Origin of the sequence: Saprospira grandis DSM 2844 (assembly GCF_000275825.1) — a bacterium.
Classification (GTDB): domain Bacteria; phylum Bacteroidota; class Bacteroidia; order Chitinophagales; family Saprospiraceae; genus Saprospira; species Saprospira grandis_A.
On sequence record NZ_JH719942.1, the window covers coordinates 2,361,991 to 2,387,548 of the forward strand.

The 25,558-nt window shown below is 46.3% G+C and carries 25 protein-coding genes and 1 other RNA gene; 9 read left to right on the plus strand and 17 right to left on the minus strand.

Annotation, left to right across the window (positions count from 1 at the left end; all coding sequences use genetic code 11):
- On the minus strand, positions 1-297 hold the full coding sequence (locus SAPGRDRAFT_RS10840; protein ID WP_002659306.1) for a putative quinol monooxygenase: 297 nt from the start codon (positions 295-297) through the stop codon (positions 1-3).
- 176 nt (positions 298-473) lie between these two features.
- Here SAPGRDRAFT_RS10840 and recQ point away from each other — a divergent pair, with 176 nt between their 5' ends.
- Positions 474-2,687, plus strand: a complete 2,214-nt coding sequence (recQ, locus tag SAPGRDRAFT_RS10845; RefSeq protein ID WP_002659307.1) for a DNA helicase RecQ — start codon at positions 474-476, stop codon at positions 2,685-2,687.
- A gap of 484 nt (positions 2,688-3,171) precedes the next feature.
- On the opposite strand, the gene SAPGRDRAFT_RS10850 is transcribed toward recQ, so the two are convergent.
- The 5 genes from SAPGRDRAFT_RS10850 to SAPGRDRAFT_RS10870 form a co-directional block, all read right to left on the minus strand.
- Positions 3,172-3,414, minus strand: a complete 243-nt coding sequence (locus tag SAPGRDRAFT_RS10850) for a cytochrome b5 domain-containing protein (protein WP_002659308.1) — start codon at positions 3,412-3,414, stop codon at positions 3,172-3,174.
- Complete coding sequence (locus SAPGRDRAFT_RS10855) at positions 3,414-4,613, minus strand: THUMP domain-containing class I SAM-dependent RNA methyltransferase (RefSeq protein ID WP_002659309.1); 1,200 nt, start codon at positions 4,611-4,613, stop codon at positions 3,414-3,416. The genes SAPGRDRAFT_RS10850 and SAPGRDRAFT_RS10855 overlap by 1 nt, the downstream gene beginning before the upstream one ends.
- A gap of 91 nt (positions 4,614-4,704) precedes the next feature.
- Complete coding sequence (rpsT, locus tag SAPGRDRAFT_RS10860; RefSeq protein WP_002659310.1) at positions 4,705-4,956, minus strand: 30S ribosomal protein S20; 252 nt, start codon at positions 4,954-4,956, stop codon at positions 4,705-4,707.
- A gap of 144 nt (positions 4,957-5,100) precedes the next feature.
- Positions 5,101-5,474: RNase P RNA component class A (rnpB, locus tag SAPGRDRAFT_RS19980), an RNA gene on the minus strand.
- A gap of 198 nt (positions 5,475-5,672) precedes the next feature.
- Entirely contained in the window at positions 5,673-6,176 is a 504-nt protein-coding gene (locus tag SAPGRDRAFT_RS10870; RefSeq protein ID WP_002659311.1) for a hypothetical protein, read from the minus strand.
- A gap of 175 nt (positions 6,177-6,351) precedes the next feature.
- Here SAPGRDRAFT_RS10870 and SAPGRDRAFT_RS10875 point away from each other — a divergent pair, with 175 nt between their 5' ends.
- From SAPGRDRAFT_RS10875 to SAPGRDRAFT_RS10895, 5 genes are all read left to right on the plus strand, one after another.
- The gene (locus SAPGRDRAFT_RS10875; protein WP_002659312.1) at positions 6,352-7,296 is read left to right on the plus strand and encodes a YeiH family protein; all 945 of its coding nucleotides are present in this window, start codon (positions 6,352-6,354) and stop codon (positions 7,294-7,296) included.
- Positions 7,297-7,649: 353 nt separating this feature from the next.
- Positions 7,650-8,639, plus strand: coding sequence for a M23 family metallopeptidase (locus SAPGRDRAFT_RS10880; RefSeq protein ID WP_037350113.1), 990 nt, complete (start codon positions 7,650-7,652; stop codon positions 8,637-8,639).
- 85 nt (positions 8,640-8,724) lie between these two features.
- A complete protein-coding gene (locus SAPGRDRAFT_RS10885; protein WP_002659314.1) occupies positions 8,725-10,059 on the plus strand; it encodes an APC family permease in 1,335 nt (444 codons plus the stop codon).
- A gap of 189 nt (positions 10,060-10,248) precedes the next feature.
- The gene (locus tag SAPGRDRAFT_RS10890; protein ID WP_253271309.1) at positions 10,249-11,454 is read left to right on the plus strand and encodes a hypothetical protein; all 1,206 of its coding nucleotides are present in this window, start codon (positions 10,249-10,251) and stop codon (positions 11,452-11,454) included.
- 4 nt (positions 11,455-11,458) lie between these two features.
- Entirely contained in the window at positions 11,459-12,157 is a 699-nt protein-coding gene (locus tag SAPGRDRAFT_RS10895) for an SDR family oxidoreductase (protein ID WP_002659316.1), read from the plus strand.
- A gap of 57 nt (positions 12,158-12,214) precedes the next feature.
- Here SAPGRDRAFT_RS10895 and SAPGRDRAFT_RS10900 read toward each other — a convergent pair whose 3' ends face one another.
- From SAPGRDRAFT_RS10900 to SAPGRDRAFT_RS10950, 9 genes are all read right to left on the minus strand, one after another.
- Positions 12,215-12,937 carry a thioredoxin family protein gene (locus SAPGRDRAFT_RS10900; RefSeq protein WP_002659317.1) on the minus strand — a complete coding sequence of 241 codons (723 nt, stop codon included), beginning with the start codon at positions 12,935-12,937 and terminating at the stop codon, positions 12,215-12,217.
- 523 nt (positions 12,938-13,460) lie between these two features.
- Entirely contained in the window at positions 13,461-15,143 is a 1,683-nt protein-coding gene (gene ggt / locus SAPGRDRAFT_RS10910) for a gamma-glutamyltransferase (protein ID WP_002659319.1), read from the minus strand.
- Positions 15,144-15,148: 5 nt separating this feature from the next.
- Positions 15,149-15,973, minus strand: a complete 825-nt coding sequence (locus SAPGRDRAFT_RS10915; RefSeq protein ID WP_002659320.1) for an SH3 domain-containing protein — start codon at positions 15,971-15,973, stop codon at positions 15,149-15,151.
- A gap of 492 nt (positions 15,974-16,465) precedes the next feature.
- Entirely contained in the window at positions 16,466-17,029 is a 564-nt protein-coding gene (locus SAPGRDRAFT_RS10925) for a hypothetical protein (protein WP_002659321.1), read from the minus strand.
- A gap of 259 nt (positions 17,030-17,288) precedes the next feature.
- A complete protein-coding gene (locus SAPGRDRAFT_RS10930) occupies positions 17,289-17,723 on the minus strand; it encodes a hypothetical protein (protein WP_002659322.1) in 435 nt (144 codons plus the stop codon).
- A 198-nt stretch (positions 17,724-17,921) separates the two neighbouring features.
- Positions 17,922-18,341: an OsmC family protein gene (locus tag SAPGRDRAFT_RS10935; protein WP_002659323.1), complete on the minus strand. Its 420-nt coding sequence runs from the start codon at positions 18,339-18,341 to the stop codon at positions 17,922-17,924.
- Between the two features lie 79 nt (positions 18,342-18,420).
- Positions 18,421-19,266 (minus strand): AraC family transcriptional regulator, encoded by an 846-nt coding sequence (locus tag SAPGRDRAFT_RS10940; protein WP_037350116.1) that lies wholly within the window; start codon positions 19,264-19,266, stop codon positions 18,421-18,423.
- Between the two features lie 83 nt (positions 19,267-19,349).
- The gene (gene aat / locus SAPGRDRAFT_RS10945) at positions 19,350-20,057 is read right to left on the minus strand and encodes a leucyl/phenylalanyl-tRNA--protein transferase (protein WP_002659325.1); all 708 of its coding nucleotides are present in this window, start codon (positions 20,055-20,057) and stop codon (positions 19,350-19,352) included.
- Positions 20,058-20,151: 94 nt separating this feature from the next.
- Positions 20,152-20,457, minus strand: a complete 306-nt coding sequence (locus tag SAPGRDRAFT_RS10950; protein ID WP_002659326.1) for an ATP-dependent Clp protease adaptor ClpS — start codon at positions 20,455-20,457, stop codon at positions 20,152-20,154.
- A gap of 131 nt (positions 20,458-20,588) precedes the next feature.
- Between SAPGRDRAFT_RS10950 and SAPGRDRAFT_RS10955 the strand changes: the two genes are divergently transcribed.
- Positions 20,589-21,233, plus strand: a complete 645-nt coding sequence (locus SAPGRDRAFT_RS10955) for an O-methyltransferase (RefSeq protein WP_002659327.1) — start codon at positions 20,589-20,591, stop codon at positions 21,231-21,233.
- A 70-nt stretch (positions 21,234-21,303) separates the two neighbouring features.
- Here the strand turns inward: SAPGRDRAFT_RS10955 and SAPGRDRAFT_RS10960 are convergent, their stop codons facing one another.
- The gene (locus SAPGRDRAFT_RS10960; protein ID WP_002659328.1) at positions 21,304-22,077 is read right to left on the minus strand and encodes a class I SAM-dependent methyltransferase; all 774 of its coding nucleotides are present in this window, start codon (positions 22,075-22,077) and stop codon (positions 21,304-21,306) included.
- Between the two features lie 124 nt (positions 22,078-22,201).
- On the opposite strand from SAPGRDRAFT_RS10960, the gene SAPGRDRAFT_RS10965 reads away from it, so the two are divergent.
- Both SAPGRDRAFT_RS10965 and SAPGRDRAFT_RS10975 read left to right on the plus strand, forming a co-directional pair.
- Positions 22,202-23,665: a lipopolysaccharide biosynthesis protein gene (locus tag SAPGRDRAFT_RS10965; RefSeq protein ID WP_002659329.1), complete on the plus strand. Its 1,464-nt coding sequence runs from the start codon at positions 22,202-22,204 to the stop codon at positions 23,663-23,665.
- 273 nt (positions 23,666-23,938) lie between these two features.
- On the plus strand, positions 23,939-24,448 hold the full coding sequence (locus SAPGRDRAFT_RS10975) for a hypothetical protein (RefSeq protein ID WP_002659330.1): 510 nt from the start codon (positions 23,939-23,941) through the stop codon (positions 24,446-24,448).
- Between the two features lie 311 nt (positions 24,449-24,759).
- Here the strand turns inward: SAPGRDRAFT_RS10975 and SAPGRDRAFT_RS10980 are convergent, their stop codons facing one another.
- Complete coding sequence (locus SAPGRDRAFT_RS10980) at positions 24,760-25,140, minus strand: hypothetical protein (RefSeq protein ID WP_002659331.1); 381 nt, start codon at positions 25,138-25,140, stop codon at positions 24,760-24,762.
- Between the last annotated feature and the right edge of the window lie 418 nt (positions 25,141-25,558).

The window sequence follows — 25,558 nt, forward strand, 5'->3', positions numbered from 1 at the left end:
TTAGTTAATTTCGGCTAAAAGGTCTAGCGTCCAAGCCTCGGGCTTGGCCGCAAAGCGTTTTTTTGTTTCTGGCCAAACCTGCCCAAAAAGCGTTGATTTTCTGTAACAGTCTAAGGCAGCAGGCCCATCCCAGTAGCTATAAGAGAAAATAATATTTGGCTGATCTTTTCCTCTAAGGATCTGCAATTTTTGGCAGCCCTCAAAATGGCGAATTTGCTCCTTGAAAGGCTCGAAAAAAGCTAAAAAATTAGCGGTTTCCTCTGGCTGGAAAGTCATCTTGACAATGCGAATAATCATAGGATAAATTTTTTAGACAATGCCTAAAGCTATAGTTTTTAAGGGCTTTTTAGCAATTTTTTAGTTGAGGAATCGGTAAAATATTTGTACTTTTAAAAAGTTCCCATTCCCAGCGTTTTTATGTACCTCCCCCACAAATAGTGAACATAGCAACTAGACACTGAATATTAGATATTATGACGGTTAAAGATAGGAGTTTAACAACGGCCTTGAAAAAATATTTTGGATTTGAACAATTCAAAGGCCAACAAGAGGAGATTATTCAAAGTATTCTCGGTGGACAAGATACTTTTGTGATTATGCCAACGGGTGGGGGAAAATCGCTTTGTTATCAATTGCCTGCGCTGCTTTCTGAAGGAACCGCTATTGTGGTTTCTCCACTCATTGCCCTAATGAAAAACCAAGTAGATGCCGTTCGCTCTTATGCTGAATCGGACCAAGTGGCTCACTTTCTCAATTCTTCACTTAGTAGAGCGAAGGTAAAAGAAGTCAAACAAGATATTGTTTCTGGCGCTACTAAATTACTTTATATTGCCCCAGAAACCTTAACCAAAGAAGATACACTTCGGTTTCTATCGCAAATTAAGGTATCCTTTGTTGCAGTTGATGAAGCACACTGTATTTCGGAATGGGGCCATGATTTCCGTCCAGAATATCGCCGAATCCGCTCTATGATTGAAAATATAGAGCAAGAGATTCCTATTATTGCCTTAACGGCTACAGCTACGCCTAAGGTCCGTATGGATATTGTGAAAACGCTACGCCTAGAAGCACCTAGAGAATTTATGGACTCCTTTAATCGGGATAATCTCTTTTATGAGGTGCAGCCCAAAGGAAAAAAGGAAGATGTCCTCCGACGTATTGTACAGTTTATTAAGGATAAAGCCCCCAATGAATCAGGGATTATCTATGTCCAAAACCGTAAAACAACCGAAGAGGTGGCCAAGGTGCTCTCTGTTAATGATATTAAGGCGGCGCCTTATCATGCTGGCCTAGAGGCCAAACTCAGAAGCGATACCCAAGATGCTTTCTTAATGGAAAAAGTGGATGTGATTGTCGCTACAATTGCTTTTGGGATGGGCATCGATAAACCCGATGTGCGCTTTGTGATCCATTATGATATTCCTAAAAGTATTGAAAACTACTATCAGGAAACAGGCCGGGCGGGTCGAGATGGCCAACATGCTCACTGCCTAACGTTCTACTCTTATAAGGATATTCTCCGCCTCGAGAAGTTCTTACGCGATAAGCCTGTGGCCGAAAGGGAAATGGGCGCTCAGCTATTGGCCGAAATGATTGCCTATGCGGAAACTACTGCTTGTAGAAGACGCTTTTTGCTGCACTATTTTGGAGAAAAATATAAGGATGAGGTCTGCCGAAGAGACCAAATGTGTGATAATTGCAAAAAACAACATCCTACCGAAAATGCCAAGGAGGCTTTGCTGCTCTTGTTGCAGGTGGTCAAGGACCTACACGAACAACTTCAAGTTAAGGAGCTACTCGACTTTCTCCTTGGAGAAAAAACGCAGTCAATTCTCGACTTTAAGTACGAGAAACACAAACTCTTTGGCAAAGGAAAAGATAAGGACCGCCACTACTGGAATTCTGTCCTCCGACAAGGCCTACTCAATGATTATCTCAAAAAAGATATTGAAGATTATGGCATTTTGAGGGTGGCAGAGGCTGGGCACGATTTTTTGATCCAACCCCAATTTTTTGAGATGAGCCTAAATCATAATTTTGCTCAAGAAATGCAAGATATGGAGGAGGAAAGAGAACAGAATGCTAGTTCTACGCTAGATCCTCAATTGCTCAAAATTCTTCTCGATTTACGCAAACAGGTGGCCCGTAAAAAAAATGTACCGCCTTTTGTCGTCTTCCAAAAAGTGTCTCTAGAAGAAATGGCGACTCAATATCCCTTTACTATTGAGGAAATGAAAAATATTGCTGGGGTCTCTGAGGGCAAAGCTCGCCGATATGGCCGCAACTTCTTGGCCAGCATTAAGGATTATGTAGAGGAGAATAATATTATTCGCCCCGTCGATTTTATCATTAAATCAGTTGCCCGAAAATCAAAGTCTAAGGTGACTATTATCCAAAGCATTGACCGAAAAATGCCCTTTGAAGACATCGCCGATAGCCTTGGCATCCGTATGGATGAGCTACTGCAAGAACTCTACATGATTATCAATGCAGGCACCAAACTCAATGTTGATTACTATATTGAGGATATCTTGGATGAAGGGGTGCAGGAAGATATTGAAGATTATTTTATGCAGGCCGAAACCGATAATCTCGATACTGCTTTTGAGGAACTCAAAGAAGATGATATTTCGCTAGAAGAAATAGAACTCTACCGACTCAAGTTTCTCTCGGATAATGCAAACTAATTTTTTGCCCCGAGCTTTTGCTTGGGGCTTTTTTAGTTTTGGGGCCTCCGCAGCGAAGCTGCGGCGCTACGTTTACTCCCTTTGGTCGTCGAACTGGCGCCCCTATAGGGGCTGGTTGTCGCAGCTCGCAGGTCTGCTCGGCCCTGCAGCGCTAAAGCGCTTTGGTCTGCAGCTTCGCTGCACTGTTCCACATCGCTAGGCCGCTCAACTGATAGCTTTGCTTTAGTCTTTTTGCTCTGGCCCAAAAGAAAAGGCCACTAACTGGAAAAAGTTAGTGGCCTTTTGGCATTTTTCTGTGCGGACTAGGGCGCGAAGCGCCCTGCAGGCAAAGCCTGCAATGGCCTAGCGCTGTGCAGCAGTGGCCGTTAGGCCAGACCCAGCCAGCTTGCTGGCGCAGGGCCGAGCGAGTAGCGAGCTGTGAAACCTAGCGCCCGCAGCCCCCCAAAAAAAGGGCTGCGGGAGGCCCCAAAAAAACAGTAAGTTATTAGAGTTGTAATTGGCCCACCACTTTAAATCTTTTCAAATGTTCGGCTGAATGGGGAGCTTTTTGATCTAATTCTGGGGTAAGGTCTTGCCCGGCCCATTGGCCATAATGCTGGCCATTTCGCCAAAGGCGGCTGCCATTGAGCTCATAGATAAGGCCTTGGTAGGCCACCCAAATTTCTTCTCGGTCTTGGCCATTGCGCAGGGCCAGTTGGCTGCGGCTAAAAAGAGGGAGATCTTGCATTAAGACTCTTCTTTTTTGGGTGTTTCATTTTCTTTTTCGGCCTGTCGTTTTTTCTCTAGCTGTTTGCTGCCATCATAGAGATCGTATTGCAAAAGGCGGCATTCGAGAGGGCCATTATAAAGTGGAATTCGATTTTTGGGTCGGAGTCCCACCTCCTTAGTCGCCTCTCTGTTAGAGGAGAGGAGCCAGGCTGAATAGCCAGAAAAATGCTTCTTGAGAGCGTCGCCAATTTGGGCATAGAGGCGGCCAATTTGGCTAGGTTTGAGGCGTTCGCCGTAGGGTGGGTTGATAATCACGGCACCGGGCTCGCCTTCTTCGGGGCGTTTGAGCTTTCTGAAATCTAGGTTCTCTAGCTGCATAAAGTCGGCCACGCCAGCGGCATGCGCATTTTTGAACGCCTCAGAAATGGCCGATCGTTTAAAGTCTGAGCCATAAATGCGGTGTTCAAAGGTTTTTTCCTCGCTCATCAGTTCCATGCGGGCTTGGCTCCAGAGTTCTTTATCGAAGTTTTTCCAGTGCTTGAGGCTAAAATTGGGCCGGAGCAAATTGGGGGCTTTATTGGTAGCGAGCAGGGCACCTTCGGTCAGAATTGTTCCTGAACCGCACATAAAATCGACCAGATTACCTTGGCCACGCCAATCAGAGAGGAGGAGCATACCAGCGGCAAGGACCTCATTCATGGGGGCGGCATGTCCCCCTCGGCGGTAGCCTCGGCGGTGGAGGGAAGAGCCGCTACTATCAATAGAAATGCTACAGCGATCTCTAAAAATATGCAGATGGATTTCGATATCGGGATTATCCCGATCGATATTGGGGCGGCTGCCTGTAAAATCTCTAAATTGGTCGGCGATAGCATCCTTGAGTTTAAGGGCGGCAAAGAGCGGGCTTTTAAACTCTGGGGCATGGCTTACTCGGGCGCGGATAGCATAAGTAGACTCATTATTAAACCAGCGCATCCAGTTGATAGCTTTGCCTAGGGCATAGAGTTGGTCGGCATTTCGGACCTTTTCTTCGGCCAGGGGGTGCAAGATGTGCAAGGCTGTGCGCAGGCCCATATTGGCCTTATATAATTGAAGCGGGTCGGCCTCAAAGCGGACCGCTCTTTTGAGGGGCATAATATTTTTGGCGCCAAGCTGGCTGAGTTCTTTGGCCAGGACATTTTCTAGGCCAAAAAAAGTAGTGGCAATATAGGCTTGCATAGGAGCAGAAGGTTTAAAACGGGCACAAAAAGACAGACCTAATGGAACCAAGCCAGTAGGTCTGCCAAATATTTGTCAAGGACCAAAAATCCTAGAGGTTATTGACGTAAGCAGTCAATTTGCTCTTCAAGTTGGCCGCTTTATTTTTGTGTACTTGGTTCTTTTTAGCTAAGCGGTCGATCATAGAGACTACTTTGGGCAAGAACTTCTCCGCATCAGACTTTTCAGTGATGCTGCGTAGACGTTTGATAGCAGAACGAGTTGTTTTCTTGTAGAAGCGGTTGTGCACGCGGCGCTTAGTTGTTTGGCGAATGCGCTTTTTTGCTGATTTGTGATTGGCCATTTTTATTGAATAGTTTACGATTTGGCAATAAAAAGAGGCTGAGGGGCAATGGCCCACAGCTCAACGGATGGCAAAGGTACAATTTTTTCCAAAAAAATCTAAACCTCAGCCTTTTTTAAGAAAAAAAGAAAAAACACAGACCGATAAGCCGAATTCTGTCACTTTTGGCCTAAGCCTCAAGGCTTCATCATTTATCTGGGCGTTTACTCACATAAACGCTCTATCTGCCTACCCTCCAGCATTGGGCCTGCAACCCTCGGGCGCTGGTTTACATGGCATTTCAACTCGCGGGGTTTATCCCAAGCTCCTGTTGCCAGTAGCTTGCCTGCGCGCTTATCTGCAGGTTTTCACCCTTACCCAAAATGGGCGGTTATTTTCTGCGACACTTTCCGTCAGAGTGCTAAGCATTCTGCCCAGCCGTTAGCTGGCGCGATGCAGTACGTTGTTCGGACTTTCCTCAAGAAGGGCCTTATCTTATAGTATTTTATAAGTTCAAGCATCCGCTTCTCGCGATGAAGTAGCCTGTGTTTCAGGTAAAATTAGGCAAAAAAAATGCTTTTTGTTCCACTTTGCCCTAACCTTTTACAATTAAGGGCATAAAAAAGCGCCAATTATCCCGCCCTAGCTAGAACGGATCAGTTGGCGCTTAGTCTTTCAGTGACTTTTAGGTTGTGGAGCCTTTTAGAGTCTGTGCTATTAAGGGCATGGACTCTTTTTTAATTTTGGGCTGTCGTATTGCTGTCTGGACGCTCCAAATCGGCTTGAAAAAGAATACCCATCAGCTCTATTTGCTCGCGGCTGTGTAGCTTGAAATTTACGGCAGACCATTTTTCATCGCTTTGCATACGGAGCTCAATGTTATCTTGCTCTTTGTTGTAGCGCCATTCTCCTTCATAGCCGCCATAGTTGTCGCCGCCTTCCATAAATCCGCCTGGGTCCAAAATTAAAAAGCTTCCCAATTCATCATTGCCCAACCATTTAATGGGGTTACCTTCTTGGTTGACCATATAAGCCTTAAATTGCTGAATGTAGAGGGGCTCTTCCTGAATTTCTACCACCACTTCATCTCTAAAGCTAGCCGATCGCTGGGCGGGTTGTTGTAGTAGTTCTTGGCTGCTCATTTCTGGGATCTCGGGGCTTGCTGTAGATTGACAGGCCCAAACTAGGGACAAAAAGGCCAATACAGCTAAAATCTGGGGGAATTTCGGTTTTGAGATCATATGACTTTTGTTAAACTTTATTAATGGCAAAGCTCAACAAAATTTTGACCAAAAAGCCAGTTACTTTTACAAAATAAGACTTTTGTCTTCCTTTTGTCGCTACTTTTGGCAAGCTGTGATTGTTATTGCAAACAAACTGCTGCTACTCGCCTTTCTTTGCACAAAAACGATAATAATGTCAAAACAACAAGCGCTAGCCAATAGCTGGCCTATCCGTATACTCTTTGTACTTCTTCTTGTTTGGGCGCTTACGCCATGGGCAAATAGCGCTGCGGCCTTGGTCGTTGGCCTCCTTTTTCGACATTTTTTGGGGCACCCTTTTCTTAGCCATAGCCAAAAGGCCGTAAAAAAATTACTCAAGATAGCCGTCATCGGCTTGGGCTTTGGCATTTCGGCCCAAGAGGCGCTGCAAGTAGGCCAAGAGGGCTTTTTGCTAACCGTTTTTTCAATTAGCCTTACGCTTAGTTTGGCCTTTATTATTGGCCGTTTGCTCAAAATGCCTCGGGCAGAAAGTCATCTGATTGGCTCGGGGACTGCTATCTGTGGCGGAAGCGCCATTGCCGCCGTAGCTCCCGTAGTCAATGCTTCCGAACGCAATATATCCACGGCCTTAGGGGTGGTCTTTATCCTCAATTCTATCGCCTTAGTCCTTTTTCCCCTGATTGGCCAAGCCATAGGCCTCAGCCAAGCCGATTTTGGCCTTTGGGCCGCTATCGCTATACACGATACTAGCTCGGTGGTGGGGGCCGCTCATAGCTACGGAGAAGAGGCCCTAAAGGTCGCTACTACGGTCAAATTGGCCCGCGCCCTCTGGATTATCCCCATTGCGCTGCTCTCGGCCTATTGGTTCAAAGGCGAACAAAAGAAAATTAAAATTCCTTATTTCATCGGCGGCTTCCTCATCGCTATCCTCATCAATAGCTACACCCCTTTTCCCGACTTTCTCTCTTCAGGCATCAAACAGGCCGCCAAGGCCCTCTTGGTCCTCACGCTTTTCCTCATCGGAAGCAATCTTTCTTTAGAACAAATGAAACAAGCTGGCCTCAAAGCCCTTAGCCTCGGTATCGCCCTTTGGCTAATTATTTCACTAACGAGCCTCTTCTGGATCCTCTATTTATAAACTGGATGTTTTGGGGCCTCCGCCTCGCTGCGCTCGTCGGCGCTACGTTTCAGGGCTCGCTCTTCGCTCGGCCCTGCGGCGGCAAAGCCGCCTCGGTCTGGCCCTACGGGCCACCCTTACACATCGCTAGGCCTGCGGGCGCTTCGCGCCCTGCTATACCGCAATTTGGCCCAAAAAAGCCCTGCCCAAAGGAACTTTAGCCAAGGACAAATCTTAAAGCCCCAAAAAGTTCCGCTAATTATTTGGTTTTTTGAAAATTAGCTGCTTATCTTTGTCTGTCTTTAAAAAGACCTCGCCGCAAAGGCTGAGTTGGGCCTAACTGCCTAAGCTTTAGTTCACTAGAACGACTACCTATGAAAAAACGAGTATTTTATCGTTATAACAGGAACACGCTCTCCTACGAACGAATCAAGAAAAATTGGCTCCAACAAATTGGCCAAATGACAATGATTCTGACCGCCACAGCCTTTTATGGCTGGGGACTATGGACGCTAGCGGCTCCTGAAAGCCTGCGCAATTATGTTGCTGAAAAACAACTGATTACCGAAAAAATTCAAGAAACTAACCAGAAATTGGACCTGATGGGCGCTGCCTTGGTAGACCTCAAAGAACGGGACCAAAACTTATATAGCCCCACGCTAGACCTCAACCAAATTGATGATAGTGAATGGGAATACGGAGTAGGGGGTAGCGTAAAACATCCTGAACTCCAACAACTCCAAGATGGAGCGGCCCTAGTTGAAATGGCCGAAAAATTGCAAAAAATTCGCCACCAAATGTCTATGGTGGCCGCCTCTCAAGATAAGTTATTAACCAAAACCAGTAAGGCCGAAAAGCGCATGCGCGCTATTCCTGCAATCCGGCCCCTTTTGCGCCTAGAGCGCGCCCTTCACCTCTCTTCGGGTTTTGGTATGCGTAGAAATCCTTTTAATAAGTCCGTTTGGCAAATGCACCCCGGTATTGACTTGGGCGCCCCTATGGGAGCTCCCATTTTCGCTACTGGCGATGGTACGGTGGTTCGTGTAGAGCACAAACGCAGTGGCTATGGCTTTAATGTGGTGATCGACCACGGCTATGGCTATAAAACACTCTATGGCCACATGTGCCTGATTGATGCCAAAGTGGGTAAAAAAGTACAGCGTGGAGAAATTATTGGCTATGTGGGTAGCACGGGCTATTCTACTTCGCCTCATGTTCACTATGAAGTGTTTATCAATAATAAGCGTGTAGATCCAGAACCCTACATTGCGGATATGACCACAGAACAAATCAAAACGATTGCAAAATCTGTAGATCCTGAGGTTAGCTTCTCTTATAAGCGCCGCCGTTCGCGCCGCCGATAGATAGAAGCAAAAGCTAAAAGATTATCAAATAGAGCGATATGTGGCCCTTTGAGGATGCTGCATATCGCTTTTTTATAGGAAAACTGTGGAAGAGCAAGCAAAAGAAAATAAATTGGGCCTAGCTGCGGCTGTAGCCGTTATTGCTGCCTGTATGATTGGTACGGGGGTCTTTACGAGTTTGGGCTATCAAGTGATAGGGATCAAATCTACCTTTGCGGTGGTGGTCCTTTGGTTGGTGGGGGGATTGGTAGCGCTTTGTGGCGCATTGGTCTATGGCGAGCTGGCTGTCCGTTTGCCAGGTTCTGGTGGAGAGTATAATTACCTAAGTAAGATTTATCATCCCGCTTTGGGGTTTCTGTCGGGTTGGACCTCGGCCACAATTGGTTTTGCGGCCCCAATTGCCGCTTCGGCTATGGCCTTTAGCAAATATTTTTCTTGGGCTTTGCCTAGCTATTTTGAGGGCATGAGCGAGGCCGAACTGCAAAGCTCGCAGCTAGTTGTGGCCATGGTTTTGGTCCTTTTGGCCGCCTTGGTCAATTTTATGAAACTCTCTTGGTCCTCTTTGATACAGAGTGGAACCACCTATCTCAATCTCTTTCTGATTATGGTCCTGATTGTCTGTGGCCTTTTTATAGCTGGAGATACGAGCCATTTTTTTTTTAGTATAGAGGCGGTAGATTTTGAGGCCATTGCCAGTCATAGTTTTGCCGTTTCCCTAATTTATGTCTCTTATGCCTTTTCGGGCTGGAATGCGGTCACTTATGTGGCGGGAGAGGTGAAATCGGCCAATAAAAATGTGCCTCGTTCTCTGATTTTATCGGTTGTTTTGGTGGCTACGCTTTATGTTTTGCTCAATTTTGTATTTTTGTACCGGGTTCCAATGGAGGAGCTAGCTGGGCAAAATGAAGTGGGCGCCATTGCGGCCCAAGCCATTTTTGGCGATTTGGGCGGGCAGTTGATTTCGGCCATGATTTGCCTAGGGCTTTTAGCCTCTGTTTTGGGCATGACCTTAGCGGGCCCCAGAGTGAGCCAGCAAATGGGGCAAGACCTAAAAGGCTTGCGCTTTTGGGCCATTAGCAATAAGGCGGGAGCGCCTTATATGGCCGTAATTATTCAGTCTGTTATTGCTATAGCTCTTATTTATACCGCTAGCTTTGATGCCGTAATTCGCTATGTGGGTTTTACCTTGGCCCTCTTTACCTGCCTAACGGTTGTGGGCCTTTTGGTGCTCAGAACTCGGCAGCCAGCGAGCCAAGGTTACCGTTTGCCGCTTTATCCTTTGCCTGCGGTAATTTTCATTTTGCTAGAGCTTTGGATGCTCGTTTATACCATGATCGATCATCCTAAAGAGTCTTTTGCGGGCTTGGGAACGCTAGCTGTTGGGCTAATTGTCTATTTTGTGGCCAAGGGCCGAGAATAAGGCGGCTTTGCCGCCCTGCCCCAAAGGGGCAGAAATGGCCTAGCGATGCGAAAGGGGGGCCGTAGGCCAGACCGAGCCAGCAAAGCTGGCGAAGGGCCGAGCAGTCTTGCGAGCCCTGTAGCGTAGCGCCGCAGCTTTGCTGCGGAGGCCCCAAAAAAATAATCCATTTACAATCAAGTAATAAAATCCATGATGAAAAAGTCGATTTGGACCCTAAGTAGCCTAGCTTTGGCTGCCAGCCTTAGTTTGGGAAGTTGCACAGAAGCGGGCTCGAAAACAGGCGCTACAGAAGTAGTAAATAATGCGGTAGATACCGTAAAACAAGATAGTGTGGCGGCTGTAGCGGAGCCTGTGGTAGAAGCTGTAGTAGAAAAAGTAGCTGTAGACCGAAAATATGATGATGTTGCCCGAATTTTGGCGGGAATGAGCATTGATGAGGCCTCTGAATTTTATGAGGTGACGCAGGGAGCGGCTTGGAAAGCCTACGCCAAAAAGGCGGATCAAGGTTGGGCTTCTGCTGATGCTAAGCGCTTTGATGAGTTGCGGACTTGGGCCGGAGCAGAGTTGGCGGGCTTGAATGAAATGAAGGGCGATTTGTTCTATCCTTTTTCTGGGCCAGATATTTATTATGGCTATCAGTTTTTTCCTTCTGCTAAAAATTATCACCTTTTTGCTTTGGAGCCAGCAGGGAATTTGACCTTTATGAAATCGGATGATGTGAACTGGATGAACTACTGTAATTCGGTGCAAAATACGATTGCCGACTTTATTCGGGGGGGCTTTTTTCATACCAAGCACATGAAAGTAGATATGGCCAGAACAGGCGTATTGCCTACACTTTTGGTCTTTTTGGTTCGTTCGGGCAACAAGATTGTCAATGTGCGGCCAGTGGCCATTCAGGCAGATGGTAGCGTAGCTGTTTTGGAGGGAAGCAATGACTTTTCTTCCGTGCGGGTAGACTTTTTAGATGCCAAAACCCAAGAACAAAAGACCCTCTTTTATCATTCTTCTGATGTATCGGATGCGGGCTTGGAAAAACGTCCAGAATTGTACAAGCATTTGGAGATGGTAGCGGCCAACCGCACATTTACCAAATCGGCTAGTTACTTGATGCACCGCCCAACCTTTACCAAAGTTAGAGAATTGATTTTGGCCAAGGCCAAGGCTGTTTTTCAGGATGATACGGCGATTCCCTACCACTACTATAATAGCAGTGAATGGGATTTTACCTTTTATGGTCAGTATACCAGCCCGATTCCATTATTCAAAGTGCGTTATCAGTCGGAGCTAAGAGAGGTGTATAAAACGCAGAAAATTAAGGATTTGCCTTTTTCTTTGGGCTATCACTCTACTCGAGAGCATGACAATATGATGATTGCCAAACGCAAAAACTAAAAAGATGTCAGTTGCAGTAATTACGGGCGCGACCAAGGGAATTGGGCGTGCTTTGGCCCTGATGGGGGCCGAAAAAGGCTATGATTTGGCCCTTTGTTCTAGAACTTTGGCCGATTTAGAAGCCTTTAAAGCCGAACTTTTGGCCATTAACTCAGCTATTAAGGTCTTTGTTCAGGCTGTAGATATGTCTAAAAAAGCAGAGGTAAAAGCTTTTGGCGAGGCAATTCTCCAGGAGTTTGAGCAAGTCGATCTTTTGGTCAATAATGCGGGGGTATTCATTCCTTGTCCCTTAACGGAGGCTGGACATGAGCAGAGTTTTGAGCTCATGATGGATACCAACCTCTATAGCGCATATTATTTGACGCAGGCGCTATTGCCTAAGATGCAGGCTCAAAAATCGGGACATATCTTTAATATGTGTTCCATTGCTAGTTTTATGCCTTATGGGGCTTATGCCGTTTCTAAGCATGCTATGCTGGGCTTTTCTAGGGTCCTTAGAGAAGAAGTAAAAGCCCAAGGGATTCGGGTAACGGCGGTCATGCCAGGCGCCACTTATACGGCTTCTTGGGAGGGCACAGAGCTGCCCAAAGAACGCTTTATGAAAGCTGAAGATATTGCGCAGTCGGTTTGGGATTGCCATGGTTTGAGTCCGCAAACGGTGGTGGAAGAAATTATTTTGAGGCCGCAATTAGGTGATATTTAAATCAAAAAGCGCTTGCAGGAGTACTGCAAGCGCTTTCTTTTTTTGGAGCGGTTTCGCTTAGTTATTTCGGAGTTTTCGCAAGAGCTCCATGGTCTCTTCGGCTTCTGCCAATTCGCCTGCATCTTGAGCGGCCAAAATAGCATCAACGGCTAGTTCTAGGGCTTCTTTGTTGCGGTCCAATTTGGCGAGTAGATGTGCTTTGGTATCCAAATTATACCAATTTCGGTTCATCTCAATAGAGGTGTTGGCCCATTTTAGGGCTTTGCTGAGGTCGGAGCGGTTCGATTTAGTTTCGTAGTACTCCCAAGCTTTGGCGTTGAGGCTTTCCCAATTGTTATCTGTGGTCGTTTGCTCTTGATTTGCATTATTGTTGGCCTTCAAATAAGGTTTGGCCAAGCTGATGAGGCCTTCTGCATCCCGGGCGCCTTCTGCCTTTTTGAGCAGTTCGCCATCGGGGGAGAAGAAGAGGAGGGTGGGGTAGGCCCGAATACTTTGTTGCTGAGCAAAAGCTGGCCCTTCGCCTTTTTCCATATCAAATTTGTAGCTGATAAAGCCACTGTTGTAGAGCTCACCGACCGAGGCATCGGTAAAACTATTGGCCGACATCCATTTGCAGGGGCCACACCAAACGGCATAGGCGTCTACAAAAATGGGTTTGTTTTGGGCTTTGGCTTTGGCTTTTACATCGGCCCAACTTCCAGATTCAAACTGAATGCCCTGGGCAAAAAGGCTGCTCATGGCCAAGAGGCAAAAGCTAAGACTAAAAATTAACTGTTTCATAGCGGTTGTGGTTTAATGCGTATTGCTTAATGCTGTCTTTTAGTCAAGGTTAGGGCCAAAAGGAAGTTGTTTTATTATTTTTTTGGGCCTCCGCCTCCCTTTGGTCGTCGGCGGTTACTCCCTTCGGTCGTCGAACTGCGCCCTAAAGGGCTTGTTGTCGTTTCAGGGCTCGCAGGTCTGCTTGGCCCTTCGCAAAACTTCGCTATCGCTCGTTTTGCTTGGTCTGGCCTAGCGGCCACCCTTTCACATCGGTTACTCCCTTTGGTCGTCGAACTGCGGCCTAAAGGCCTTGTTGTGTCCGCTCAACGGTCTTTTTTCTTTTGGTTTTCTTCTTCGGCAGTGAATTTTAGGCGGCAGGGAGGGCAGTAAAAAGGCCCGAAGGGCCGTCGGCTGAGCTGCCCGGCGGGTGCCGCGAAGCGGCAGACCAAAGCCGCCGCAGGCGGCTGCAGGGCCGAGCAGACCTGCGAGCCCAGAGGGGAGCGACCCGCCCGCAGGGCGGGGCAGCCCCAAAAAGAAAAAATCATTAGTAGCCTGCAGCGCTATCATTGCCTCTTTGGTCGGCTGCGCCCTGCCATTTTCCATTGGGCAAGCGAATAATGGCGTCCACACGGCCAATAGGCTCTCGCAACTTAAATTGATGGCCCATTTTTTTGAGCTGCTCTTGTTCGCTTTCTGGAATGGCCCCCGCCTCCATATAAATCTGATCGGGCAGCCACTGATGATGAAAACGAGGGGATTGAACGGCGCTGGGTAAATCTTGCTCAAACTCAATGACATTGAGGAGGACCTGAAAAACGGAGGTAATAATGGTGGAGCCGCCGGGGCTGCCCAAGACCATAAAAAGCTCCCCATCTTTATCGACAATAGTGGGCGTCATGGAGCTGAGCATCCGTTTTTTGGGGGCGATGGCATTGGCTTGGCTGCCCAAAAGGCCGAACATATTGGGGTGGCCGGGTTTTGCGCTAAAATCATCCATCTCGTTGTTTAGGAAAAAGCCAGCCCCTTGGACCATCAATTTGCTGCCAAAATTGCCATTGAGGGTGGTGGTAATTGAAACCGCATTGCCGGCCTCATCGACAATAGAATAATGGGTGGTTTCCTCTGCTACTTTTTTAGGTTGTCCCGCTTGAATTTCTTGGCTTGGACTGGCTTTTTGGTAAGAAAAAGACCGCATTCTATTTTTGGCATAAGTCTTATCGGTTAGGGCCTCAATAGGAACGGGATAAAAATCGCTATCGCCCAAATGTTTGGCTCTATCGCTATAGACTCGGCGTTCGGCTTCTACCATTAAATGCACGGCTCTAGTTGATTGAAAGCCCATTTGCTTCAGGGGATAATTCTCGACCATCTGCAGCAGTTGGGCCAGGGCTATGCCTCCACTAGAGGGCGGCGGCATGCTATAAACCGTATATTCATTTTGATAATTAAACTGGATGGGGCTTCGCCATTTTGGTTGGTAATTTTCTAGGTCTTCGGCTCGAATAAGGCCGCCAGCTGCCTGCATTTCGGCCAAGAAAAGGGCTGCTGTTTCTCCCTTATAAAAGCCATCTCGTCCTTCTTTTTGGATGCGTTTTAGGGTTTGGGCCAATTCTTTTTGGACAATTCGATCGCCTGCTGCCCAGCTTTCTTTTTGCATAAAAGGCGTTTGGTAGCGGTTCACCTTATGCATTTCGGGCAGCTTTTCATTTAGGCGTTTGGCTGCCGAAGCAGACAAGATATAGCCTTTGTTGGCCACCTCAATAGCGGGGGCAATCAGTTTGGCCCAGGGAAGCTTTCCATATTTTTGATGGGCCTCAAAGAGTCCGGCCACCGAGCCGGGTACCCCCACCGAGCGGGCCCCCAATCGGCTGAGGCTGTCATTGGCTTGGCCCAGGCTATCTAAATACATATCTCGATAGGCTAGGGCGGGGGCTGTTTCTCTAAAATCTAAGCTTTGTACGGGTCCTTGAGCTGGGCGAAAAATCATAAATCCGCCCCCGCCAATATTGCCTGCTTCTGGATAGACCACGGCCAGCATAAAATGAACGGCCACAGCGGCATCTATGGCGTTTCCGCCTGCCTTAAGCACTTTTTTGCCTGCCAAAGAAGCTATGGGGTGGGCTGAAACCAGCATGGCTTTTTCGCCCTCCAATTGTTTAAATTCCTGATAGCTGTTTTGGCAAGAGAAGAAGCCGCCAAGCAGCAAAAAATAAGCTAAATAGCGCATTAGATTTAAGGTTTTAGGGGCAAAAGAACTCGGCCATTCCATAAAAAGTCGGTACTGCTTTGCTGATCGTACTTCGGTTGCCTGCTGGCATCATCATATTCTCCAGACTCATTTTTAAAAATGAGTAGGTTGGCGCTTTTTTGATGCTCCTTAGGGTAGACAAAATATTGATGTTGGAAAAGGGGTAAATCAGAACCGCTATAGAGCGGGGGCAAGGCATAGAGCTGTTGTTTTTGAAGAAAAACCGTTTGCATGCCATTGGTCCCGCCGCAATAGCCATCGCTAAAAGAAAGCTCAATAATATGTTCTAGCTGCTCTAGGCCACGGTTATCGTCTAGTCTAAAACTCAGGCTAGTTTGCAGGTTGCCCATGGCCTTTATGGCTAGATGCTGTAACTCTTTATTATTTTGGACCAAGCGCAGCCCCAGCCAAAACTGCCGGCTTTCTATTTGGCCCTCTTTGATCAGCTCCATTCGCTCATAACCATACAGTAATTGGCGGCCATCTTGGAGTAGTTCTTGGCCCAAAGCCAGTAATCCGCCCCAAACAAAGGCTTTTTGTCCTTTATAACGGATCAAATACCAGGGGGCGGTCATCCCTTTTAACCGAAGCTGCTTATCTGATTTAGCAATAATTTCTACTGTGCTTCCAATAGGCGCTCTTTGCAAAACTTTGGCTTGCAAACTAGGTTTTTGGCGCAGATTGACCTTGTCGGCCATGAGCAGATAGCTTTGGCCAGGCAAAAAATTATAATAAACAGAGGGGCTGTTCTGGCCCACTAAAGGAGAAAGGAGCCCCAACATAAATAGGAGGGAAAGTAAACGTATCATGAGCAGTAAGTTTGTTTTTAAACAAGATACGTTTTTTTCTAAGCTTCATAAATACAGAGCCCTTAGGTACAGACACAAAAAAGGGCAGATAATCGATAAGGATTATTGCCATTTTTTGATGGGTAGAGAACGGGGATTCTCAAGAAAAAAGGGGAATGGGGTGCTTGGGATTACAGAGCGTTGATAAAGACCTCGTCAAGGAAAAGTGTCAAAGGGAGGGAAGTTTGTTTATTGTGTAGAATAATGGTTCCAGAGGAGGCATTAAGGTGTGTACAGATCTTTATCCATAAAAAGTGTTTGGTTTATACGACCTTAATGCAAGTTTTGGCCAAGTTGTGAACTTTAAAACTGAACTTTTTTCACTTTTTTTTCAAAAAACCTGACTTTTCCCAGAAAAAGGGGGCTTATATGGCTTTCTATAGCAAATTTATAGCCAAAAAAAAGCCTCGACCAACTGGCCGAGGCTCCTAACAATCTATGAAAATCTGATCTCTATCGCTGAACAATATCAGAACGTAGGGTTTCCAACAAGGCCACCAAGTCATTGATGAGCTCCGTATCGGTCACGCCATTTTGCCCAAGGGCCGTTCCCACATCCGCAACAAAGGCGTCATAAGCTGCATCATCTGCAGCTAGCCCCATCCGGCTATATTGGGCGGGGTCATGAGCAGAGACCATATCGCGGCCACTATAACTAAAGTTTTCTGCTCCGGTAGCTACAGCCATAAAGTTGGTCAAACTAGCACTTAGTGCAGTTACCCCAGACATGTCGCCACTGCCTACTTCTGTAAGCAAAACCTGAAAATAAGGCGCCATTACCGTGTCGGCAGCAATCACAAAAATTGCCGAATCGACTACCGAGCGCAGGGTCAAATAACCTTGCTCCATCATTTGACTAGAGTTGTTGGGGTCCGCAACCATGGTCGTCCCACCAACTCGCTCATAAAGCGTTGGCTCGTCATTGTTGTTGTCATCGGTATCATCTTCTTTACAAGAACCCATAAAAAGGGCTAAGGCCAATACGGCAAAGAGAAAACCATTTAAATACTTTGTCATAAAATAAGGATTAAACAGTGATAAATAAAAATAGTCTGCCATTAGAGGAGCGGCAATGCTATATGTGGTTAATTCATTTTTTTGGGGCCCGCGGCCGGCTAGGCTTTGCCTAGCTCGGCCGCCGCTATGCTTCGCGGCTCGCAGGTCTGCTCGGCCCTTCGCAAAACTTCGCTAGCGCTCGTTTTGCTCGGTCTGGCCTGCGGCCACCGCTGCGCAGCGCTGGGCCATGGACCATTTTCAGGCCCGGCTTTTTTCCTGCCTAAAAGAAGGATTGAATCAAGGCGCCTAGCCGATAGCTAAAAGAACGTTTATCCAAAACCGGACAACCATTGGCCAGTTGCTCTTTATCTACAACATACATCTTGGGCCGAATCGGTAGCTGCTCTATTTTAGCAAAAACAGCCTTGGGGTCTACTTCTCCCGGAGCGTATCCATAGACTAAGGTGCCATGCGATTTGTTCAAAAAAGCATGCTGTACCCCAGCCGTCTTGCGCACTTCACGCTCCGCCAAATGAAATAAACTGTCGTTTTTAGGGCCCTCAAAGTCAATCCGAGAAAGCTGTATGGGCTTGCTATTGTGATATTTCATGTTAGAAGGTCCCATCACCATATAAATATGAATGACTAGGGCCGAAAAAAGAAGGAAGGAGACCGCTAGGCTGCTCCATATAATTCTAAAGATCCATTTTTTCATAGCAGGGCTTTTTATTATAATTAGTCTAGTTACGGCCCTCTTCCTTTCTTGGATTTTCTGTTTTGACATTTTTATGACAAAAGGCCCCAGCTTCTAGTCCAGAAGCTGGGGCCTTTTCTTATATCTCCCAAAAAAAAGCCCTACAACATCAACTGTTATAGGACCTTATCCAAAATAGCTACATTTTTTGATGAGCACCTAACTCAAGACTTCCGATTCTAACTGGATGTCTTCAATTTTCCAATTACCCTCCAAAAGCTGATGAACATGGCAGTGATTAGCCGCAGCCAAAAGCTGGGCTTTCTGTTCTTCCTTCAATTCTCCCTGAATCTGCATTTTCATACTTACGCTGGTTTCAGGAAGTTCGCCAGTCATGTCCTCTTTCATTTCCAATTGAGCCGTGATTTTCTCTAGCTTCCATTGGTTTTTCATAGCAATAAAACGAACCGTGGCCAGCTTACAATAGGCAATACTAGACAATAATAAATCTACTGGAGAATAACCACTGTAAGGGGCGCCAGCCGCCATCGGAAGATCCAACTGCATGTCTACTTGGCCATTGTGCACATTAGAGACAAAGTGGCTTCCCTCATTATTGATTTCAATTTTTACGCTCATTAGATGAATGCTTTTAATAGTAATACTTGTATACTACAAAGTAAACAGATTGCTGAACGAAAAAAAAGACCGTTTTTCCCTAAGATGTAGCCATATTTCCTTTTTTCTGCCTAAATGTACTGGGGGATAATAGGGTTTGCTGCTTAAAAAAACGGCTAAAACTGCGCTTTTCTTCAAAGCCCAATTCGCTGCTAATTTCAGCTATTGATTTATTGCTGTAAATAAGTAAACGCCGAGCTTCTAGGGTCCTCCTTTCTTGAATATATTGCTGCGGACTTTTATGGCCCAACTCCTTGAGTAGGTTGCTGAGCGTTTTGGGCGAACGATGTAGCAATTTGGCATAATCACTCACTTTGGTCTTTTCCCTAAAATGCTGATTAACCAAATAGTAAAATTCTCGAACGAGCTCTTCTTGGGGCCATTTTTCTGCCGCCTTTTGGTGGTTCTCCAAATAAAGGCGGTTGGCATAGATGAGTAGGTTGCGCAACAAACTACGCAATAAACTGAGTTTGTGCGGCGCTTCTAGGAGCAGCTCTTCCTCTATATCGGCCCAAGTTTGCTTAATCTTTTGCCCCAGTCTGCCCAATAAAGCAATTTTAGGCAGCTCTGCAGCCGAAAAAAACAGGCGTCCCTTACAACCCAATTCTTGGTCCTGCTCCAAAATACAGTGAAATAAGGAATTAAATTGTAGGTAGGAGAGGCCGTCTATCACCAAAAACTGCCGCCTTTGTTCTGGCCCCAAAAAAAGAAGTTCATCCGCCCCCAAGGCCAAGGGCTCTCCATCTACTTCTATAGATACTGTATTTTTGGCCCAAAGGACCAATAAGCCTTTTTGGACCAATTCCTCTCGAGGCCCCGCCTCATAACCCATCTCTAAACAAGGGCTTTGAGCAGAACCAAAACGTTTTCGCTCTTTTCTGTTCATATTGATTATAGTGGTTAAAATAGGAGCGGAAATAAATGAGCTGCCCCAAGCCACTAATGACCCAGGGCAGCCCCAAAACCTCACTAAAGCAAATGCGTCCAAGAACCCTGAATCCCAGGCTCCTGCTCATTCTCCTTAAGAAAGTCTAAGTAAATTTTTCGAGGGTAGAGCCGAGCCCCAAGACTCGACAAATGCTCCGTGTACATCTGGCAGTCAATCCACTGAAAACCAAGCTGGCCCAAAAGCGGCACTAAGGTCAAATAAGCCGCCTTAGAGGCATTAGAGACCTTGGAAAACATAGACTCCCCAGAGAAGTTCCAGCCTACAGCTACACCATATAAGCCCCCAACCAATTTGCCATCTTGCCAGGCTTCTACAGAATGGGCATGCCCCGCCTTATGCAGATTGATGTAGGCCTCTTGCATATCCTCCAAGAGCCAAGCCCCAGATTCTTCCCCCTCGACCACCTCCTGGCCGCGGCGGGGAATATTAGCACAGTTGCGAATAACCTCCTCAAAGGCGGTGTCCAAAGTAATTTTAAAGTCTCCACGGGCCAAGATTTTCCGCATGGATTTACTGATTTTTACCTCCTCTGGCCGCATAAGCATCCGCGGATCCGGAGACCACCACATAATAGGTTGCTTGGCAGCAGTCCAAGGGAAAATCCCCTTCCGATAAGCCGAAAGCAAACGGGCCGTCGTTAGTTGTCCCCCAACCGCTACAATACCATCCAAATCCTCTTCTATAGGCGGAAATTCGTCAATGTTGTCATTTGAAAGAAAGTTGTACATCAATCCTGTGTTTCAATTTGTTCATAAAAAAAGGGGCCAAGCCCCCGTTAATTATTGCAATGTTTGTCCAACTTAGGTGAGTAGGTAGTTCGTTTTAGTCCTCCAAAACAGCGGATAAACCCCGCTCTAATAAAGCCTCTTTCATCGGCTTTAGCTTGGCTTTAGTCCCTGTTTTAACCACCGCCTTGCCATTAAAGTGAATCATATAGCTCAATTGCTCGGCCTGGATGCTGCTATGACCACAAACCTCTATAAAAGACTCAATCACCCAATCAAAGGTGTTGTGGTCGTCATTGTAAACCAAAAGCTTGATTTCATCTTTTAAGGGGTCCATTAATAAGACCTCTTCCTCTTCGTAATATTCTTTTCTTTGCGAAAAAATAGCTGGCTCCTTCCACATAGCGTAGTATATTTTTAAATTTGGCTAAATTTTGACCTCAATCAAATATACGTATATTAAACTAATATGTCTAATTTTTTTGCTATTAAAAATGGCTTAAAAAAGATTAACGCACTACAAAACAGCAATTTATGTTAGATTTTCCGCCCAAGAATATACAAGATTACTGCGAACAGCATTCAGCGGTTTTTCCCGATGAGATCCTCAAAGAGATAGAACGCTATACGCATTTGCATGTACTAATGCCTCAGATGATTTCTGGGCAGCTGCAGGGCCATTTTTTGGCTTTGTTGAGCAAGCTCTTAGCCCCAAAAAAGATTTTAGAGGTAGGGACCTTTACGGGCTATTCAGCCATTTGCCTAGCTCAAGGTTTGGTGCCCGGCGGACGCCTACTGACCATAGACATTAATGAGGAGCTAGAGGAGGCCGTAAATGGCTTTTTTAAGAAGGCTGGCCTGGCCCAAAAAATTGAGCTGCGCATCGGCGCCGCCCTAGATATTATTCCACAGCTAAGCGATGACTGGGATCTGGCGTTTATTGATGCAGATAAAATGAATTACGATAATTATTATGAACTCATTTTACCCAAAATGCGAAGCGGCGGATGTATTGTTATCGATAATGTGCTCTGGAGCGGCAAGGTGGCCGAAGAGGAGCTCAAAGGGAAAAAAACAATCGCTATCGATGCCCTAAATAAAAAAATTCGAGAAGATAATAGGGTAGAACCTATGCTTTTACCCCTCCGAGATGGCATGATGATGATCCGAAAGAAGTAGTTGCTCGCAGTCAATAGGACAGGCCCTTAGCGCATTGCGCTAAGGGCCTGTTGTCTTTGGAGCGCTAAGCCTAACGTATGCTGCCCGTACCAAAGCCTTTACCCAAGGGAATTACCCCCTCTACCACTATGCCCTCTTCTTTGGACCATGCCTGTAGATAAGATTGTTCGCTATCTCTAAGGGCATCGTCTAGAAACCAACGAGCGCCAGATTTTGCAAACTTCTTTAGGTTGGGCAAGGTGTTGAGCCGGCTCCCTCTTGGCCCATCTACCAAAATAAGGTCGGCCTTTTGGTCCATCTCTGGAGAGAATTTACTAAAGTCGTAGTTTTGATCGGCCCCAAGCGGAACATAATAAACAGAGACATATTCCGCTAAACCCAGTTTCTCTAGGGTGGCTTCTATGCTGGCTTTCTCTTCTTCCGATTGCTCCAAAGAGATCAATTGCCCATTAATGCCTGTTTTCTTAAAGTAAGTGCCCGCCATAATGGTGCTGGTCCCCGAACCACATTCTATAATGACTTCCGGACGCAAACGCAGCAGCTCGGCCCAATAAAAATGAATGCTGTCTACATCCAAAGCCCAGGCGCCAATGGTACGACCCGCTAGGTTCTCCCGCAATTCAGACACCTCTATCAAGTCCGCAGAAACGGCCTCGGGTACATAATGTAAGGATAGCGGATGCTCATAAGGGTAGCTCTTGGCTATTTCGGCCCTTAGGGCCGCCCATTCTGCTAAGGGACGAGGCGTATTGGGCCAGGCCGCATATTGGGCCTGTAATCTTTTGCGGGGCTTGGCAGATAGGACCTTCTCTAGGCCCTTGCGGAAGAGTGTTTTCTTTTTCATAGCTAGATAAGCTGCTGTTTACGCAGATGAATTTCTATAGGATGAGTGGAAGGAGTCTGATTTGTTTATTTTACATTTGGATCTCCAAATTTACACATTTCTTCTGGCTATTTAAATTCTATCTATGCTGGCCCCGCTTCTAGAGCGTTTGCGCTCTTTTTCTTTCTTCGATGTGTTCAAACATTCTAGCATCTACTTTTTGGGTACCCTGCTGACCCAAGGCCTTGGCATTATTTCTCTGCCGGTCTTTACCTATTTTATGGATGAGGCCCAATATGGGGTGGCTAGCATTTTTCTCTCTTATGTCAATTTGGTCTCGGTGCTGCTCTCCTTTAATCTGCATTTGTCAATTAGCCGCTATTTTCATGAGGATAAGCCAGATGTAAAGGGCTTTGTGAGTACGGTCCTCAGCGCTACAGGACTCATCAATCTGGCTCTGGGGGGACTGGTCTATTATTTTAGGACGCCTATCTCCGCTTATATCAATTTGCCCGCAGAAACAATTATTTATTTGCTGATCACGGGCTATATTGGGGTGCTTTATTACATTTTCTTTCAGCTCAAAAGAGAACAGCAAAAGAGCGTGGAACTTACCATTATCAATGTCATTTGGCAGTATGCTAAGTTCGCTTTGGCCTGTGTTGGGATGTACCTTTTGCATGAAACGGGCCGGGTCTATATGGGCAAAATTATCGGGGAGATGCTGGCCGGTGGCTTTTTTGCCCTGATTTTTATCTGGCGCATCTGGCCTTTTGTACAGCCTTTTCAGCTGGAACGCAAGCATTTTCAGTACGCTTTGGCCTATGGCCTTCCCCTGATTCCCTATTCTATTGGGGGCTATTTGCTCAATTCTTTCGATCAATGGCTGATTAACAGCCAACTGGGCCATGCCGAGGCGGGCCTCTATAGTTTTGCCTACAAAATCGGGATGCTCTTGCTCGGCCTCATTACGGCCCTGCAAAATGCAGCCAATCCCGCTTATCATAAAATAATGAATGAGCAAAAGTATGAGCAATTGGGCCCTCAGGTCTATAGTATCCATAAGTTGAGTTTGCTGGGGGGCGTTTTTCTCCTCCTCTTTGCCGTCGATTTGGCCAGTTTGCTGCTCAGTTTTAGCAAAAATAATTTTCAGCAGTCCCTCTATATTGTGCCCATTATTATTCTGGGCTACATTTTTTATAGTATGTCGCTGCTCTACAACCGCTATATTCAGTACCAAAAGGTCAATATTTACCTGACGGTTATTTTGCTGGCCTCGGCCTTGGGCAATTTACTGCTCAACCTCTATTTTGTCCCGCTCTATGGCTATCAGGCGGCGGCTTATACCACCTTAGTTTCCTATATCATCATGTTTTTACTCAGCTGGTTAGTCTGCGATTATTGGCTGAAAGCGCCCCGCCTGCCTTTGGGCAAAATGCTCTTGAGCTTGCTGCCCGTTTTGGGCATTACGCTTTTATATTATGGCTTGGGTTGGGACCAAAAAGCCCTAGAACTGAGCAATATGGCCCTCAAACTGCTTTGTTTTGCCCTTTTTGCCGCTCTCATTTTTGGCCAATCTATTCAAAGAATGCTGCAAAAAGGAAGCTAGTGAAGGCTGCTGTTTTGGGGCCTCCGCAGCAAAGCTGCGGCGCTACGCTTTGGGGCTCGCAGGTCTGCTCGGCCCTGCGGCGGCTTTGCCGCCTGGGTCTGGCCCTGCGGGCCACCCCGCCGCATCGCTAGGCCTGCGGGCGCAAAGCGCCCTGTTCGCTGCAGAAAATAAGGCCTGGCAAAATAAATAGTATAGGCAATTAGCTTTGTAAGAGAAAATATCTATCTTAATTGGATATTAACCATCTATTATTCTCAGATAAATAAAAAAGTTATGAAAAACGCAATCTTATTTTTCTTTTTCTTGGCTAGTTTTTCTTTTGTACAAGCACAAAGCAATGCCTATTTGAGCAACCAAAGCTTTGAGGTTGCTTTTGAGGGCCAGCTTTGTACCATTAGTTATGATGCAGAGGGTGCCGCTACCATTAGCCGGCAGCAGCAGAGCAGCGAAAACGCCACACAGTTGGCTATTCTGGCTCCAGAAAATGATGTAGAACTGGAATATGACCCCGCTACGGCAGAAGGCATCAGCGCTATTTTTGCAGGAAAAACTGAAGACTATTGGGTCTATGATGTGGCCAAAAATAGCTTGAGCCCCTTGGGCGCAAGGGCTATTTCTTCTATTCGTAGCAGAAATAAAGCGCCTCAGATTAACATCGCCAGAGGAACTATTCAGCTGAAGAGCCAAACTACAGACCTTTTGTCTATGCAAGGCACTACGGAAGATGAATGTCTAGCAGATGGACTTCTTGTATTTAAGGCAGCCACTATAACCATGGAGTAAATCTTAGGCTTAATAGATAAATTTTAAAAGGCCACTAACGCTAAAAGTTAGTGGCCTTTTGCTTTGGAGCAGGGGCAAAATAGGGCTAGATGAGACTGTTTAAAATTTTGTGTTTCCCATTTTTGCTGCCTAGGGACAAGCCCCTAGGCTAGCTTTTTCAGACAGCCCTCTAAAGAGGGCCTTTGGATGAGGTTTTTCTCTGTGATAACAACTGAACAAGGCCTTGTATATCAATAGTTGAGGCCCTCGTAGAGGGCTGACTCCATTGGATTAGCCTAGGGGCTTGTCCCTAGGCGACTATTGGCCAATTCCTAACAAGCTAAAGGCCCAAATTTTATTCTAATACACAAAATCCCGAACAGTCCCGAACAGTCCCTTTCACAAATTACAAATAGCATCCCCTGTTTTACAAATGCCGTTTCACAAATTGCAAATAGCATCCCCTGTTTTACAAATGCCGTTTCACAAATTACAAATAGCATCTCCTGTTTTACAAATGCCGTTTCACAAATTGCAAATAGCATCCCCTGTTTTACAAATGCCGTTTCACAAATTGCAAATAGCATCCCCTGTTTTACAAATGCCGTTTCACAAATTGCAAATAGCATCCCTTGCTTTACAAATGCCGTTTCACAAATTGCAAATAGCATCCCCTGCTTTACAAATGCCGTTTCACAAATTGCAAATAGCATCCCCTGTTTTACAAATGCCGTTTCACAAATTGCGAATAGCTTCCCCTTGCTTTACAAATGCCGTTTCACAAATTGCGAATAGCTTCCCTTGCTTTACAAATGCCGTTTCACAAATTGCAAATAGCATCTCCTGCTTTTTTAGGCTGGAGCGAATAGGTTTTGTTTTCAGGTCCTGCGGGTTTCAACCCGCAGTGATGGCCGAAGGCCAAACGGCCTAGCGATGCGGCGGGGTGGCCGTCAGGCCAGACCAAGGCGCCGAAGGCGACGCAGGGCCGAGCAGACCTGCGAGCCCCAAAGCGTAGCGCCGCAAGGCGAAGCCGCAGCGGAGGCCCCAAAAACAAAAGAAAGAAGAAGGAAGGGAAGGGGAGGAGTTTGTTGTGCTTAAAATCTAGTTTAGTCAGTCTGCAAAAAATGTTTA